General features: G+C 63.7%; 13 protein-coding genes and 1 pseudogene. 4 read left to right on the forward strand and 10 right to left on the reverse strand.

Translation table 11 applies throughout. The features are described from left to right. The 7 genes from nosZ to ACFMBG_RS18105 form a co-directional block, all read right to left on the reverse strand. Positions 1–1908, reverse strand: coding sequence for a TAT-dependent nitrous-oxide reductase (gene nosZ / locus ACFMBG_RS18075; RefSeq protein ID WP_421056096.1), 1908 nt, complete (start codon positions 1906–1908; stop codon positions 1–3). Positions 1909–1919: 11 nt separating this feature from the next. After that, complete coding sequence (locus ACFMBG_RS18080; protein WP_421056097.1) at positions 1920–4109, reverse strand: 4Fe-4S binding protein; 2190 nt, start codon at positions 4107–4109, stop codon at positions 1920–1922. Next, entirely contained in the window at positions 4100–4564 is a 465-nt protein-coding gene (locus ACFMBG_RS18085) for a hypothetical protein (protein ID WP_421056098.1), read from the reverse strand. Before ACFMBG_RS18085 ends, ACFMBG_RS18080 begins: the two co-directional genes overlap by 10 nt. Before the next feature lie 138 nt (positions 4565–4702). Then, on the reverse strand, positions 4703–5464 hold the full coding sequence (locus ACFMBG_RS18090; RefSeq protein WP_421056099.1) for an ABC transporter permease: 762 nt from the start codon (positions 5462–5464) through the stop codon (positions 4703–4705). After that, entirely contained in the window at positions 5461–6207 is a 747-nt protein-coding gene (locus ACFMBG_RS18095; RefSeq protein WP_421056100.1) for an ABC transporter permease, read from the reverse strand. The genes ACFMBG_RS18090 and ACFMBG_RS18095 overlap by 4 nt, the downstream gene beginning before the upstream one ends. A gap of 9 nt (positions 6208–6216) precedes the next feature. Continuing rightward, positions 6217–6981, reverse strand: coding sequence for a transporter substrate-binding domain-containing protein (locus ACFMBG_RS18100; protein ID WP_421056101.1), 765 nt, complete (start codon positions 6979–6981; stop codon positions 6217–6219). Positions 6982–7020: 39 nt separating this feature from the next. Further along, positions 7021–7818, reverse strand: coding sequence for an ABC transporter ATP-binding protein (locus ACFMBG_RS18105; protein WP_421056102.1), 798 nt, complete (start codon positions 7816–7818; stop codon positions 7021–7023). Between the two features lie 98 nt (positions 7819–7916). Between ACFMBG_RS18105 and ACFMBG_RS18110 the strand changes: the two genes are divergently transcribed. The 4 genes from ACFMBG_RS18110 to ACFMBG_RS18125 are packed head-to-tail and all read left to right on the forward strand — an operon-like array spanning position 7917 to position 12133. Then, complete coding sequence (locus ACFMBG_RS18110) at positions 7917–8564, forward strand: TetR/AcrR family transcriptional regulator (protein ID WP_421056103.1); 648 nt, start codon at positions 7917–7919, stop codon at positions 8562–8564. Next, complete coding sequence (locus tag ACFMBG_RS18115; protein ID WP_421056104.1) at positions 8561–9745, forward strand: pyridoxal phosphate-dependent aminotransferase; 1185 nt, start codon at positions 8561–8563, stop codon at positions 9743–9745. The genes ACFMBG_RS18110 and ACFMBG_RS18115 overlap by 4 nt, the downstream gene beginning before the upstream one ends. Beyond that, positions 9742–11346 carry a 5-guanidino-2-oxopentanoate decarboxylase gene (locus tag ACFMBG_RS18120; RefSeq protein ID WP_421056105.1) on the forward strand — a complete coding sequence of 535 codons (1605 nt, stop codon included), beginning with the start codon at positions 9742–9744 and terminating at the stop codon, positions 11344–11346. The genes ACFMBG_RS18115 and ACFMBG_RS18120 overlap by 4 nt, the downstream gene beginning before the upstream one ends. A 4-nt stretch (positions 11347–11350) precedes the next feature. Further along, entirely contained in the window at positions 11351–12133 is a 783-nt protein-coding gene (locus ACFMBG_RS18125) for a dimethylarginine dimethylaminohydrolase family protein (RefSeq protein ID WP_421056106.1), read from the forward strand. Between the two features lie 104 nt (positions 12134–12237). On the opposite strand, the pseudogene ACFMBG_RS18130 reads toward ACFMBG_RS18125, so the two are convergent. From ACFMBG_RS18130 to ACFMBG_RS18140, 3 genes and pseudogenes are all read right to left on the reverse strand, one after another. After that, positions 12238–12663: pseudogene (locus tag ACFMBG_RS18130) on the reverse strand (DDE-type integrase/transposase/recombinase); the annotation flags it as partial. Between the two features lie 380 nt (positions 12664–13043). Beyond that, positions 13044–14537 (reverse strand): choline-sulfatase, encoded by a 1494-nt coding sequence (betC, locus tag ACFMBG_RS18135; RefSeq protein WP_421056107.1) that lies wholly within the window; start codon positions 14535–14537, stop codon positions 13044–13046. A 3-nt stretch (positions 14538–14540) separates the two neighbouring features. After that, on the reverse strand, positions 14541–15458 hold the full coding sequence (locus tag ACFMBG_RS18140) for an ABC transporter permease (RefSeq protein ID WP_421056108.1): 918 nt from the start codon (positions 15456–15458) through the stop codon (positions 14541–14543). Positions 15459–15467 lie beyond the last annotated feature (9 nt).

Consider the following 15467-nt stretch of genomic DNA (forward strand, 5'->3'; position numbering starts at 1 on the left):
TTAAGCGCTCCGCGGCTCAACCAGCATCCGGCCGCGCATCTCCATGTGAAGCGCGTGGCAGAACCACTGGCAATAGTACCAATGCACGCCCGGACGTTCGGCAATGAAAGTAACCGAGGCAGTTGCCAGCGGCCCGACCTCCATCGCGATGCCGAAGTTCGACAGGCAGAAGCCGTGGGTCAGGTCGTCGATATCATCCAGGTTGGTGACATAGACGGTGACCTCGTCGCCCTGCTTGACGGTGAACTTCTCAAGGCTGAAGTTCGGCGCCTGGCTGGACATGTAGACCCGAACCTTGTCACCGTCGCGGATGATGGTGTCCTGATAATCGTCCAGATCGACGCCATCCGCCTCGGCCTGCTTGCGCGCATCTTCCCACATCGGGTCGTTGCGCTGCCAAGTGCTCGCCGGGTTCACCTTGGAGCGGTGAACGATGATCGAGTCATGCGGCTCGGCAAAGGTCGGGCCGTCGTGCACCACCTTCATCTTGTCGCCGGAAATGTCGATCAGCTGCTCGTTCTCGGGCTTCAGCGGTCCCACGTTCAAGAACCGGTCCTTGGAGAACTTGTTCATCGAAATCAGCCACTTGCCGTCCGCCTCGGCGGTTTCGCCCATGGAGGTGGAGTTGTGGCCCGGCTGGTACTGGACGTCGACCTTGTCCATGATCGGGTCCACGTCGGCGCCTGCGTAGGCTTCGATTGCCTTGGCGATGTCCCATTTCACCACCTGGCTGTCCAGGAACAGGGTGGTGTAGGCATAGCCGCGGTTGTCAAAGGCGGTGTGGAGCGGACCAAGGCCCAGTTGCGGTTCCGCCACGATGGCCGAGCGCGGGTCGGCATCCGCATCAAACAGCGCGTCCAGCTTCTCGACGTCGATCACCGAGACGGTCGGCGACAGCTTGCCGTTGACGCAGACGTGCTTCTTGTCCGGTGCGGTGTTGATGCCGTGCGGCGAGTTCGGGATCGGGATATACCGGGTCAGCTTGCCCGGCGCGCCCTTGCGCCCGTCAACCACCTTGGCGCCGTTCAGCTCCTGATACTCGCCAGCCTCAATCGCTGCCTCGATGGCTGCGATGTTGAAGACAACCACGTGGTCCAGCTCGTTCTCGGTCATCTCGGCCAGGGTCATTCCCATTTCCGAGTTGTAGGAGGTCGAGTAGGCGTATTTGCCCTGATAGTCGCAGTCGGTGTTGTCCAGGTTGCCCGAGACGATCACCTGCCAGGCGACTTCCATGGTGTCGCCATCGATGGCGGAGAAGATGTTCACGTATTGCGACGGATCATCCAGGATCTGGCCGTCGTTGATCAGCGGCGCTTCGTGCTCGCCGTTGGCAAAGACATAGCCGGTGCGCGGGAACTTCTGCGGACGCAGGCCGTGGATGTCCTTGGCATTGGGGATCTCGATTATCTTGTCGCACTTCATCACGTCGCAGCGGACGCGGGCAACGCGGGTGTTGGCCTTGTCGTTCATGAACAGGTAGCGGCCGTCATAGGTGCCGTCGGTGAACGACATATGCGGGTGGTGCAGGTCGCCGTTGTCATAGGTGACCTTGCCGTTGGCGGCCAGGAATTCCTTGGTGTCCGGCAGCAGGCCTTCGGTCAGGATCTTCAGCGACTCGTTGGTCTGCCCCCAGCCGGTGGCCGAGCAGCGGTTGAACACCGGCACCCGCATGAGCTCGCGCATGGACGGCACGCCCATGATGCGCAGTTCGCCAGTCTGCCCCGACGACCAGAAGCCGTAATATTCATCCAGTTCACCGGGCTCCAGGCCGAAACCGGCTGCCTGCGCAGGCTTCGCGCCCAGCAGTGCGGAACCGGCACCGGTCGCCGCCAGAACGGCGCCGGAGGCAGTGGCCCCCAGAAGGCCGCGGCGGGTGACGGGCAGTTTGTTTTTCAGGTCTTCAGACATGATGTCCTCCTTCAGGAAACTTTGATCCTGTTCGCGTTGGGGTGATTGGCCGGCGGCCGGCCCAGAGTTACATCCGGCCCCGGGCTGCCGGTTTTGGCCCGGCGTTTCAGCTGTTTGATCACAACCGGGCATTTGGCTTCGGATTGGTACAGAACCTGGCAATGCAGGCAGTCAACACATTCGTTCGGGTTGATCTCACCGGTTGGGTGGATGGCCTGAACGGGGCACTCGTTGGCACAGGTCTGGCAGGGGTGGCCGCATTCGTGGTAGCGCTTCAGCCAGTCGAACATCCGCACCCGCGCCGGGATCGCCAGCGCCGCGCCCAGCGGGCACAGGTAGCGGCAGTAGAAGCGTTCTATGAACAACCCGGCCAGCAAGAGCGCCACGGCAAAGACCACAAACGGCCAGTCGCGCACGAACTTCAGGATGATCGCGGTCTTGAACGGTTCCACCTCGGCGTAGGTTTCCGCCAGCGGAATCGACACCATCGAGATGCCGAACAGGCCGAGGAAGATCATGTATTTCGCAGGCCACAGGCGCTCATGCAGCCCCCACGGCAGGGTGATCTGCGGCACCTTGAAGGCGCGGGCGATCTTGTTTGTCAGCTCCTGCAGCGCGCCGAACGGGCACAGCCAGCCGCAATAGGCGCCCCGGCCCCAGAACAGCAGTGCTGCAGCAACCGCAAACCATTGGATAAACACCAGCGGATCCAGCAAAAAGGCATCCCAGGAAAAGCCGCTGCGCAAAGACCCCGCCAGCGCCATCAGGTTCACCACGCTCAGCTGCGCATTGGCGTACCAGCCCAGGAACACGAGGGTGACGGTCAGGTATCCGATGCGGAACCAGTAGAAGGTGCGCGCATTCACGGTCGCCTGGAACTGGAAGAAGAACACCCCTGTCAGCACCAGCAGCATCACGCCCAGCACACCGATCTCGACGGTGCGGTCCTTCCAGATCCGCTGCCACAGCGCCGCTTTGGCAGCAGCTTCGCCGGTGTCGTCCTCCACAACTTTGGGCGCAGGCGCGGCGGGCAGCAGATATTGTTCCGGCAGCTTATAGCCCAAATCAAAAGTCAGGAACGCCCGCTCCAGCGCGCCCACCGACCGCTGCACCAAGAGCTGCAGGCGGAACGGCTCAGCAGGATCAAACTCCGCATCTGCCAGGATCTTGAACAAGTCCAGCTCGCCAAAGCTGGGGCTGTCCGCCGTGGCCAGCTCTCCCAGCCGCTTGTGCTGGCGGTCAAAGAACCGCACCGAGGCATCGCCCTGGATCATCTGGATCCGGTCAAAGATACCGCCGCGGACATAGCCCGAACCCTTGAAGCTGTAGCTTCCGCGCCCCAGCACCAGGATGGCGTGCTCGCCCTCCTTCAGCCAGGACTTCAGGTTCCGGTACTCCGCCTCGCCCAGCAGCGACTTGCCGATCGACGGCACCGAAACCAGAGCCATGTGCATGTCGATGAAGGTGTCGTCCGGCGCGCCGCGCTCACGGCGGCGGATCGCGCGCTGGTCACCGGTGGCCTCAAAGGCCGCGTTGATCTGGCCGACGTCCAGCGTCATCCGCCGCACAGAGCCGTCGCCCGCCAGCATGGTCCAGTCCGCGACCTCCTCGCGGGTCATGTCAACCTCACGCTTCGGCCCGTCCGGCTGGACCGGTGACAGCCCGCCCAGCCCCAGCGCCCGGGCCACCTTGATGCCCGCCCGCACCAGGCTGTCATCGATCACCATTATCGTCACCGTCGCGCCAGAAATAATGTCGAGGTCATGGGCATCGCCGCCCGCCACCGCCTCAGCCTTGAGGTCGAGCCCGGCGTAGCCTTCGGTCAGCTTGACCATCTTGGAATTGGGGATGCCGATCAGCACGATAGGTTCGGAGTGCTTGACCAGCTTTACGCCTGTCAGCACCGCATCGGTGTCGATCGCGGCCACCACATGGATCGGCTTGCCGCTGTATCCGGTGGTGCCGACAAAATCGGAGGTCAGAAAGGCGTAGGCGACCGTTTCGCCCGCTTTCAGCACTGGCGCCACCGGCACATCGGCGCGCACCGGGCCAAATGCCTCGGCGCCGGGCACCAGATCAGCAGGTGTCAGTTCTGTCAGGAAAGAGTCGAGGCTGTCTGCCTCGGCTGTCACCGCACATACAGCGGTGAGTGTCATCACAAGGGCTGTCAGCCAGCCCCGGAAGGCGCGTGTCAGGACCATGGCGCCTCTCCTTTGCTTTGAGTGGCTGCCACGGACGCGCTGGGTGCGCGTTCGGATTCTATCTTGGTCACCAGCGGAGGGCCGCGGCCCTCATGCCAGTATTGCGCCGGGTTGGACTGGACTGCAGTGCCCGCGGGCAGCAGCACAGCACAAACTGCCGTCCGGCTGATGCCGGATGGCTGCGGGCTCACCGGCCCGGCCCCGTTTTCAGCTGCGCACAGGGCGCAGGTGCTGCACTTGGGGCAATCCTGCTGTTCTTGGCTGTCCTCGGCGGCAACCTGAATCTCCACCACGCCAAACTCGCCGCAGATCTCGATCATCTCGCCACCGACAGCTGCCTGCCCCGCACCGGGAAAGGCCACCTGCAGCACCAGCATGATAACCGCGCACAGCCCTGCCAGCCGCCGGGCAAACCCGGCGCGAAAGGCGGAAGATGTGAAAAGGGTGCGCGGCATCTGTTACAAGATTCTCTTGCTGCATTCGCCGCCGACACTACTGGGAACAGCAGCGCCGCAATTTGATGTATGTCAGATAAACCTGATTTTTTGGGACATTCTCCGGCCGCCCCCGGAACGGCCTAACCCCCCGGCATTTCAGCCTTTCTCAAGCCGCCGGAAGGCCAAAGCAATCACCCCTGCGATGGCCATATAGACAACAGCCAGAAGCAGCAGCGGCTCATAAACGATGAATGTATCGGCCCGCACACGGGAGGATACAGCATAGATCTCCACCACCGTGATCGTCGCCACCAGCGGCGTTGCTTTCAGCTGCAGGATGGTTTCGCCGCCCAAGGTCGGCAGCACATTGCGCACCGCCTGTGGCAGCCAGATCCGGCGGAACATGGTGAAGCGCGGCATGCCAAAGGACTTGGCCGCCTCCAGCTGCCCCTTGGCCACGCCGGAGAACGCGCCCCGCATCACCTCGCCCTCATAGCCCGCATAAGACAGGGTCAGCGCCAGCACCGCATAGGGCCAGGCCTGCCGCAGGTAGGGCCACAGCTCGGAGGAGCGGATCCATGGGAACTGCGGAAACAGTGAGCCCAGCCCGTAATAGAGCAGCCAGATTTGCAACAAGAGCGGCGTACCGCGGATGATGGTGCAGAAAGTACGGGCCGGAATGGACAGATACCAGGGGCCAACCGCCTGCGCCAATCCCAGCGGCACTGCCAAAAGGAAGCCAAGGAAGGTCGAGACCGCCAGGATCCAGATCGTGGCCCACAGCCCTTCCAGCGCCAAGGGCGCGTATTTCGGGATCCAGTCCCAGCGCAGCGCAAAGGCGCACCAGATCACCATCGCCGCAAAGACCAGCATCATCACGATGCGGTGCGGCTGCATCAGGTCCTTCAGGCCAATCATCGCGTGCCTCCCTTCAGCGAGGGCTGGCCGCGCCTTGCCCATTTCTCCACCCGGGCAAAGACCGCGCCAGAGCACAGCGTCACCATCAGGTACAGAAAGCCCGCCGCCAGGAAAAAGGTGAAATAGGCCCGCGTGCTGCTCGCCGCCTGGCGGGTTTCCAGCGTCAGCTCATTAAATCCGACCACTGCCAGCAGCGCGGTGTCCTTAGTGGCGATCAGCCAAAGGTTCGCTAACCCCGGCACCGCAAAGCTCATCATCGCCGGGATCGTCACCCGCCGCATGATCATGAAGGCCGGCATCCCGTAGGACTTCGCCGCCTCGATCTGCCCCACTGGCACCGCCTTAATGGCGCCGCGCAGCACTTCGGTGGCATAGGCCCCCTGCACCACGCCCAATACCCAGATGCCGGCCGCAACGCCGTTGATCTCGACCCGACCGCCACCCATCGCCTCGGAGATCTTGTTGATGATATCGCTGCCCACGTAATAGAGGATCAGGATCAGCACCAGTTCCGGCACCGCCCGGATCACCGTGGTGTAGATGGCGAGAAGATCACGCGTGACCTTCCCGCCGTAGAGTTTGCCATAGGCCCCGAACAGCCCGATCACCAGCCCCAGCCCAAAAGCGCCAAAGGCGATCTGCAGGGAGTTGGCAAGCCCGCGCAACAGGTTGCCTCCCCAGCCCGACAGCGACAGCAGCTCTGCGCTGGCGCCGAGGCCCAGTAGTTCGAACAGTCCGGTCACGGCAGCACCTTAGTAGATGCTGGTGGTGAAGTATTTGGCAGTGATTTTCTCGTGGGTGCCGTCGGCCAGGATCGCCGCGATACCCTTGTTCAGCGCCTCGCGCAGCGCGTCGTCGCCCTTGCGCACGCCAGCGCCGACACCGCGGCCCAGGATCGCCGGGTCATCCGCCACCGCGCCCTTGATCTCGCAGCAGCCGCCGGTGTCCGACCCGACGAAATCCGCCATTGCGATGCTATCCGCCTGGGTCGCGTCGATGCGGCCCGCAAACAGGTCCTGGTTGGCTTCATCCTGGGTCTGGTAAACCTTCAGCTCCGCATCCTTGAAGTATTCCTGCGCATAGGCTTGGTGGATGGTCGAGGCCTGGATGCCGACAATCTTGCCCGCCAGAGATTCCGGTGTCGGCGCAATGTCCATCGACTTGTCCGCCACAATCACCGCCGGGGTGTTGTAGTAGGGATCGGAGAAATCAATGGTCTTCATCCGCTCCTCGGTGATCGACATGGAGGCCATGATGGCGTCGATCTGCTGGCCGGTCAGCGACGGAATGATACCGTCCCAGGCCACCGGCGTGATCACGCAGTCCAGTTCAGCCGCGGCGCAGACCGCGCCAATCACCTCGACCTCCCAGCCGACCCAGTTGCCGGAGCTGTCGAGCGAGGCAAACGGCGGATAGGGTTCGGCAGCGATGCCGATTTTCACCTGTTCCGCAGCCGCGGCACCAGCGGACAGAGCGGCAGCCGTGGTGGCTGCGGTAAGCAATGCTTTCAGTTTCATCTTAATCTCCCAGTTGGTTTTTATTTTGGTGGTAGAGGATCAGGCGACCGAGCTCAGGAATTGCTTCAGCCGGTCTGATTGCGGGTTGCCAAAGACCTCGGCAGGCGGCCCCTGCTCTTCGATGCGGCCCTGGTACAGGTAGACAACGTGGTTCGCGACTTCGCGTGCGAACTTCATTTCATGGGTCACCAGCAGCATTGTGCGCCCCTCGGCAGCCAGGTCGCGGATCACCGTCAGCACCTCGCCCACCAGTTCCGGGTCCAGCGCCGAGGTAGGCTCGTCAAACAGCATCGCCGACGGGTTCACCGCCAGCGCCCGGGCAATCGCCGCCCGCTGCTGCTGGCCGCCGGACAGATAGGCAGGATAAGTGTCCTCCTTGCCGCCCAGCCCCACCCGGTTCAGCAGCTCATGCGCCCGCGCGACGGCCTCGGCCTTGGGCACTTTCAGCACATGCACTGGCACCTCGATCACGTTCTCCAGCAGCGTGCGGTGGGTCCACAGGTTGAACTGCTGGAACACCATCGCCAGCTTGGTCCGGATGCGTTCGATCTGCTTCTGGTTTGCCGGGCTGCCATCACCCCGCATCACCACTTCCTCGCCGCCGATCACGATCTTGCCGGAGCTCGGCGTCTCCAGAAAATTGATGCAGCGCAGCATGGTGGACTTGCCGGACCCGGAGCCGCCGATGAGCGCCACCACATCCCCCTGATGCGCGGTCAGATCAACACCCTTCAGCACTTCCAGATTGCCGAACGACTTGTGCAGATCCTCGACCCGGATCGCCTCCCGGCGCGTATCGGTTTCCGGAGCTGATGCGGCTGCTGCGACTGTGTCCATCTTTGCGTCTTCCCGAATTTTCCGATTGCAGTAAGCCGCGACTCGAGTAATTATGCAAGTGTATAATTTCTCCGCCAAGCAAAAAAGCAGGAGCTGAGGTGACCGACGAGCGCCGCAAATTCAAACGCGAATCCGCCGAGGCGCGGAAGGAAGCGCTGATCCTCGCCACCCTGGAATTGGTGGCGGAGAACGGCGTGCGCGGCGCCACGGTGCGGGGCATTGCCCAGCGCGCCGACGTCACCCAGGGGCTGATCCGGCATTACTTCAGCTCAAAGGAAGAGCTGATCATCGCCGCCTACGAGCACCACATGACCGCCATGACCGATCAGACATTTGCCCCCGCGGCGGGGGTGGACGGTACAGCACTGGCCAGGCTCACCGCCTTTGTGAATGCCTCGCTGACGCCGCCGGTTGTGGATCCACGGTCCATCGCGCTCTGGGCCAGTTTCCTCAACAAGGTGCAGCAGGACCCGCAGATGAAGGCCACACACGAACGCACCTATGCCTACTTCCGCGACCACCTGGAGGGGTTGATCGCCGCCGCGCTGGAGGAAGCCGGCCACCCGGCCGCATCCGCCCGGCTGCGCCAACTGGCGATTGCCTGCAATGCGGTGATCGACGGCCTGTGGCTGGAGGGCGGCGCCCTTCCGGACGCCTTTGCGCCGGGTGAACTGGCAGACATCGGACGGCAGTCGGTTGCCGCAATAACAGGTTTGAATTTGGAGCAGGAGGCTGAAAAGACATGAGGCTGACAGCAATCACTGAACGGCTGGCCGGACTGGGCGGCGGCAAATGGGAAGTGCACCTGAAGGCCCGGCAGATGGCCGCGGCCGGTGCCGACCTTGTGGAGATGACCATCGGTGAACCGGACGTGCCCACCCCGCCGGAACTGGTGGAAGCCGCTGCGCAGGCAATGCACGCAGGCCGCACCGGCTATTCCGACGGCCGCGGCGAGGCACATCTGCGCGCCGCATTGGCTGAATCCTACAGCGCCAGCCGCGGGCGGGAGTTCGGACCGGAAAACATCCTCTGTTTCCCCGGAACCCAAACCGCGCTTTACGCAGTGCTGCAAGGCGTGGCCGAACCCGGTACCGAAGTGCTGGTAGGCGACCCCATGTATGCGACTTACGAGGGTGTGATCCGCGCCTCCGGAGCGGAGATGGTGCCGGTGCCGCTGCGCCCGGAGGCCGGGTTCCGGATGCAAGCCAGTGACATTGCAGCGCGCATCACCCCGCGCAGCCGCGCCATCCTGCTGACAACCCCGCACAATCCGACCGGCGCCATTCTCGCCCCGCAGGACCTGCGCGAAATCGGCGAATTGGCAGTACAGCACGATCTATGGATCATCTCGGATGAGGTCTATGAGCAGCTGGTATTCGAGGGCGCGGAGTTCGTTTCGCCCCTATCCGATCCCGCCCTCGCAGAGCGGGTGATCGCGGTCTCCTCGATCTCCAAGTCCCACGCCGCACCGGGCTTCCGCAGCGGCTGGTGCGCCGGACCGGAGGCCTTCTGCACCGCCCTGCTGCCGGTGTCGGAGACCATGCTGTTCGGCAACCAGCCCTTCATCGCCGACATGACCGAAAGGGCGGTGCGCGAGGGCTCCTCGGTGGCCGCAGGCATGGCGTTCCGCTTTGCCGCCCGTGCCGCCCTGCTGGAACAGCGCCTGCATGGAGAGACCCGGCTGCACGTCCACCGCCCCGAGGCAGGCATGTTTGCCCTGATCGAGGTATCCGCAACCGGCATGGACGGCGACGCCTATGCCTGGGACCTGCTGAACAGCGGCGTTGCCGTGATGCCCGGCTCCGCCTTCGGCGAAGGCCTCAAGGACTGGGTGCGCGTTGCCCTGACAATTGATGACACCAGCTTTGCGACCGCCCTCGACCGGATCGTGGCGCACGCGAACTCCAAGGCACGAGGCGCGGCATGACCCGCAAGACAGTTGGCGAAGCCCTGGTCGCAGGGCTGAAGGCGCGCGGCGTTTCCTGCGTGTTCGGCATCCCCGGCGTGCACACGGTAGAGCTTTACCGCGGCCTGGCCGCCTCCGGCATTCGCCATGTCACCCCCCGTCACGAGCAGGGCGCGGGCTTCATGGCCGACGGCTATGCCAGGGTCTCCGGCCAGCCGGGTGTGGCCTTTGTCATCACCGGCCCCGGCCTCACCAACACGCTGACCCCGATGGCCCAGGCCCGCGCGGATTCGGTGCCGATGCTGGTGGTGTCCGGTGTCAACGCAAGCAATACGCTCGGCAAGGGCCACGGCCACCTGCATGAGCTGCCCGACCAGCACGCGCTAGCCAAGACCGTGGCGCTGGCTTCCGAACACGTCGCCCGGCCTGAGGTGCTGGAAGCCGCGTTGGACCGCGTTTTTACCCCTTTCTCGGCCGGCCGTCCCGGCCCAACCCACATCCAGATCCCGCTGGACGTGGCGGGCACTGCGTCTCAGGACGGACCGGCATCCCCCGCCGCCGCCCGGCCACAGCTTGACCCTGGCCAGATCTCCGACGCCGCGGACCGCCTGTCCAAAGCGGGCAAAGTGGTGATCCTGGCCGGCGGCGGTGCCAAGACTGCCGACGCGAACCTCCAGACGCTCGCGGAACGCCTTGACGCCCCGGTAGTGCAAACCGTCAACGCCCGCGGGTTGATGCACGCCCACCCGCTGACCGTTCCGGCCAGCCCCAGCCTGCAAGCCGTCCGGGCACTGATCGAGGAGGCCGATTGCGTGCTGGCCCTGGGAACGGAGCTGGGGCCGACAGACTACGATATGTACGCCACTGGCAGCATAGCTGCCATGGCCGGGCTGATCCGGGTCGACATCTGCAAAGACCAACTGGCCCGCCACAAAACAGAGCTCGCCATCCATAACCGGGCGGAGGACGCCATCTCCGCCCTGCTCGCTGCCTTGCCCGCAACCCCGAAGCAAAGCCGGGGCGCGGCGCGCGCTGAGCACACACGCGCCGCTGCCTTTGAAGAGATCGGAGCGGACTACCGCGCGCAGGTCGAGGTGCTGAACGCCATGCGAGCCGCAGTGCCAAATGCTCTGATGGTGGGCGATTCCACTCAGCCGATCTATGCCGGCAACCTCTACTACGACCACGACCGCCCCGGCGGCTGGTTCAACGCCGCCACCGGCTACGGCGCGCTCGGCTACGGCATCCCCGCCGCCATTGGTGCCGCCATCGCCGCCCCGGATACCCCGGTGGTCTGCATCGCCGGCGACGGCGGCGCCCAGTTCTCGCTGCCGGAGATCATGGCCGCCGTGGACGAAAACCTGCCTGTCACTTTCGTGATCTGGAACAACCGCGGCTACGGCGAGATCGCCACCTCAATGGAAGCCGTCGACGTCCCCGTCGTGGGCTGCGACCCTACCCCGCCGGAGTTCGGCCCCGCCGCCGCCTCCTTCGGCATTCCCTACACCCGCGTCCCGATGGAACCGCAGGCGGTTGCCGCAGCCGTCGGCGAGGCCAGCCGCAGCGGCACCCCTTCCATCGTCGAAATCGAAATCACCGGATCCGCTCCGGTCCAGGAGTAACCCCATGCGAAACCCCACATTCGAATTCACCCGCGCCATCACCCGCCGCCCTGCCGCCACCATCTCGCAAGGCCTGCGCGCCGAGGACATTGGCAACCCCAGCCTCGACGGAATGCTAAAGGCCCACGCAGCCTATGTCGCCGCCCTGCGCAGCACCGGCGCCGAGGTGATTGAGCTGGAACTGCTGGAAGCTTACCCCGATGCCCAGTTTGTCGAGGACACTGCCCTCTGCTTGCCTCAGGGCGCCATCCTGATGCGCCCCGGCGCCCCCTCGCGGCTGGGCGAAGTGGCGGAAATGGCCCCCACCCTGCGGGCCTGCTACGATGACGTGCGAGAAATCACTGGCCCCGGCCACGTGGAAGGCGGCGACATCCTGGTGACCGGCAAGGAGATCCTGGTCGGCCGCTCCGACCGCACAGATGCTGCCGGCGTGGCCGAACTGGCTGAGATCGCCGCTGAATGGGGTCACACCCTGCGCGAGGTCTTCACCCCCGAGGGCGTTCTCCACTTCAAGACCGACTGCTCGCTGATGGACGCGGAGACGATCCTGTCAACCAGACGCCTGGACGCCTCCGGCTGTTTCGAGGGCTACCGGGTGCTGCATGTGCCCGAAGGCGAGGAAGCCGCCGCCAATGCCATCCGCTTCAACAACCTGGTGCTGATGGCCGCAGGCTTCCCGCGCACCGCCGAAATGCTGGACAAGGCCGGTTTCGAGATCGTGGAGATCGACAACACCGACTGCGCCAAGCTGGATGGCGGCATGTCCTGCCTGTCTCTGCGCTTCTGACCGCCGCCGCCGCGATCCCCGCCGGTCACGAGCCCCCTGCAGCGCAACGGCGTTACAATTCAATCATGGACCTGTCAGGTTTCAGTGCCGCTCCGGTTTCTCATTTATGCGGCCTGACCCTCGAAGGCCAAGGGGCTTTTCCAGCCCGGGGCTGTGTCTGCGACGCGGGTTGTAGAATCCGTTGATGTGTTCGAAGGCCGCCAGTCCGGCGGCCCTCCTTGCCGGCCATGAGCGCGGCCAGATCAGCTCTGCCTTTATCGTCTTGAAGAAGGTCTCAAAGGCGCGGCCAGCTTGAACTCATAACAATTGCCCGTGCCGCTTATCGACGCCTTGCAACCGTGCTGGCGCAAGAGCTTCTGGTAGCCGTGAGAGCAGTATTGGCTGCCTCGGCCCGTGTGGCAGGTGCATCCTTTGGGTGTTTGCCGCAGGGCGAGTGCCGCATTCAATGCCCGGATCGCCTGATAGGGTTTCATTCGATTGTTAACAGCCCAACCGGCGGCGCGCCAGGAATGCAGGCCCGGGACAGCTGCCCAGGGACAAAGCGAACTGCTCCCGGATGCGGGCCAGGACAACCATATCCTTGCGCTGGCTGTTGCTGAGCAGCCGGCTGCGCCATGCCCGATAGCCGCGCGGGCTGCCGCGTAAACGGGTTGCTGCCGGTTTCGGGGCCGGCTTTTCGACGCTGACCCAAGCGGTTCATAGGAGACATTCCTTCAGCCGTTTTTCGCTGAGGTGCGGCTCTCGCATTTTTTCACTTCATGCTTCCTGTACCTTTCGCCAAGCTAGCTGACTGCGGTCCGGGATCTATCAACCCTGCGCCGCAGGTACGGCCTGGAAGGATCTGCGAGGCCAACCTGGGCAGTGAATGTACTGGCGAAGCAGTTCTTGCCGATGCTCCGCCAGATTTCGTTCAGATGTACTTGAACGCCCATTCGTTGTAGCCCTGCTCACCACGGTACCACAGGACCTGGTCGGTCTCGCTTTCGTGGTGGTTCCAGCGCTGCTTCTGCCCTTGCCCCATGGCCGCGCGCACCAGGGCTCTGCGCCGCTGGCTTTGAACGATATCGCGGGTCAGGGAAGCCTCATCCCATTTCGCTGCAACATCGTCCCGGAAGGCCGCGACGGTTTCCTTGTGCTCTGGGGACAGGACAAGGTTGATGCGCTCGTCGGGATCAGCCTCCAAGTCGAACAGCATTTCGCCGTCGTGAGAGGACGAGAGGAATTTGAAATTGCCGCGCCGGATCATGAAGATTGGCACCGGTGTCGCCTCGGCCAGGTATTCCGCATAAACGGTGCGTTCAGGCGCCGGGTTGCCCCGATCAAGCAAGGCCGTCAGCGCCATGCCTTCCAGCGGCTCCACTTCATTTTCGACACCGGAAATCGCATTGAACGTCGGCACAAGATCCACCAGGGACGTCAGCTCGCTGACCCGCTGGGGTGTAATCCACGGGGCGGACAGGATCAGTGGGACGCGCAGGGCCTTTTCGAAGAAGTGCTTCTTGAACCACATGCCGCGCTCGCCCAGCATTTCACCGTGGTCCGAGGTGAAGATGATCGCGGTATTCTTGTCGGCACCGGTTGCCCGCAAGGCATCCAGCACCCGCGCGACCATGCTGTCGATATAGCTGATCGACCCGTAATAGGCGTGGATGGCGCGCTGCACGTCCTCGTCGCTGAATTCGATCCCCAGCATCCCGAAATCCTTGAGCAGCCGCACGGAATGCGGATCGTGCTGCTGTTCGGGCAAGGCGCCGACGCGCGGCATGGGAATCTCCTTGCCCTCGTAGAGATCCCAGAATTCCTTGCGGCACAGATAGGGTTCATGCGGGTGGGTGTAGGACACCTGCAGGAAGAAAGGACGCTCATCGTCTGAGCGGGCCATGTCGAAGATGTGCTGGACCGCCTTGAAGGTGACCTCTTCGTCATAGTCAATCTGCACCGACCGTTCGCAGATCCCGGCAATCCGCACGGCGCGCGGGTCATTGGTGTCGCGCTTGCCCTCGTTGCCCCAGTTCGGCACCCAGGCAAAGTCCGCCGGGTAGAGATCGGCGGTCAGGCGTTTCTCGAAGCCATGGAACTGGTCCGGCCCGATAAAGTGCATTTTGCCCGACAGCGCGGTCTGATAGCCGGCCGCGCGCAGGTAGTGGGCATAGGTCGGGATCTCGGCCGAAAACTCGGCCGCGTTGTCGTAGGCCCCCACCGCCGAACACAGCTGCCCGGTCGCCATGGAAAACCGTGACGGCGCGCAGAGCGGGAAGTTGCAATAGGCGTTTTCAAACACCACACCGCCGTCGGCCAACGCGTCCAGCGTCGGGGAATGGCAGATCTGGTCACCGTAGGCCCGCAGCGCCGAGGCGGTCAGCTGGTCGACCTGAATGAACAGGATATTGGGTTGCTTGCTCATGACTTAGCCCTTTTGAAGCAGTGTACGCACCGCCCCGACGGGGCCGGTTTCATACCATTTCTTGTGATTACGCTCGCGGGCGGAGATGCCGAAGCTCTGCGAGGTCCGGTCGATGACGATGGCCAGGAACACGATGCCTAAACCGCCGACGGTGGCGAGCCCCATGTCCAGGCGGCCGATGCCGCGCAGCACCATCTGGCCCAGCCCGGTGACCGAGATCATCGAGGAGACAACCACCATCGACAGCGCCATCATGATGGTCTGGTTAACGCCGGCCATGATGGTCGGCATCGCCAGCGGCAGCTCGATCTTATAGAGCGTCTGACGGTTGGAGGCGCCGAAGGCCCGCGCTGCCTCGACCATATCGGGCCGGACCTGCCGGATGCCCAGGTTGGTCAGGCGCACCACCGGTGGCAGCGCATAGATGAAGGTCACGATCACGCCCGAGACGTTGCCGATCGAAAACAGCATCACGATGGGCACCAGGTAAACGAAGGACGGGATCGTCTGCATCAGGTCCAGAACCGGCTGCAGGACCATCCAGAAGCGGTTGTTCTTGGCTGCGACCACGCCCAGCGGGATCCCGATCAGCGAACAGAACACCACGCAGGTCAGCACGATCGACAGCGTCGTCATGCTTTCTTCCCAGGCGCCCATCAGGCCGATAGCCGCCATGCAGGCCATCGCAATCAGACCCAGCCTGCGTCCGCCGGCCTGCCAGGCGACCAGCGCGATGATGGCGAGCATCAGCAGGTCCGGCGCTCCGGTCAGCGCGTCCTCAAGCCCTGTCAGCACAATGTCGAACGGCACCTTTACCGCTTGGAAAACAAAGCGGAAGTTGTCCACGACCCATTGCAGGGCGGCTTCTACCCAGCCGCCAATGGGCACCCATTCGGTGTCGAATATGTTCCAGAAATCCATTTCCGCCTC

The organism is Leisingera coralii (genome assembly GCF_049056525.1).
In the GTDB taxonomy this organism is placed as follows: Bacteria; Pseudomonadota; Alphaproteobacteria; order Rhodobacterales; family Rhodobacteraceae; genus Leisingera; species Leisingera coralii.

What these genes read in the sequence shown, in the direction of transcription:
- ACFMBG_RS18115 (WP_421056104.1), top strand. Translation starts at nt 8,561, where the DNA reads ATGAGGCTGACAGCAATCACTGAACGGCTGGCCGGACTGGGCGGCGGC.
- ACFMBG_RS18090 (WP_421056099.1), bottom strand. Translation starts at nt 5,464, where the DNA reads ATGATTGGCCTGAAGGACCTGATGCAGCCGCACCGCATCGTGATGATG.
- ACFMBG_RS18140 (WP_421056108.1), bottom strand. Translation starts at nt 15,458, where the DNA reads ATGGATTTCTGGAACATATTCGACACCGAATGGGTGCCCATTGGCGGC.
- ACFMBG_RS18125 (WP_421056106.1), top strand. Translation starts at nt 11,351, where the DNA reads ATGCGAAACCCCACATTCGAATTCACCCGCGCCATCACCCGCCGCCCT.
- betC (WP_421056107.1), bottom strand. Translation starts at nt 14,537, where the DNA reads ATGAGCAAGCAACCCAATATCCTGTTCATTCAGGTCGACCAGCTGACC.
- ACFMBG_RS18100 (WP_421056101.1), bottom strand. Translation starts at nt 6,981, where the DNA reads ATGAAACTGAAAGCATTGCTTACCGCAGCCACCACGGCTGCCGCTCTG.
- ACFMBG_RS18085 (WP_421056098.1), bottom strand. Translation starts at nt 4,564, where the DNA reads ATGCCGCGCACCCTTTTCACATCTTCCGCCTTTCGCGCCGGGTTTGCC.
- nosZ (WP_421056096.1), bottom strand. Translation starts at nt 1,908, where the DNA reads ATGTCTGAAGACCTGAAAAACAAACTGCCCGTCACCCGCCGCGGCCTT.
- ACFMBG_RS18120 (WP_421056105.1), top strand. Translation starts at nt 9,742, where the DNA reads ATGACCCGCAAGACAGTTGGCGAAGCCCTGGTCGCAGGGCTGAAGGCG.
- ACFMBG_RS18080 (WP_421056097.1), bottom strand. Translation starts at nt 4,109, where the DNA reads ATGGTCCTGACACGCGCCTTCCGGGGCTGGCTGACAGCCCTTGTGATG.
- ACFMBG_RS18105 (WP_421056102.1), bottom strand. Translation starts at nt 7,818, where the DNA reads ATGGACACAGTCGCAGCAGCCGCATCAGCTCCGGAAACCGATACGCGC.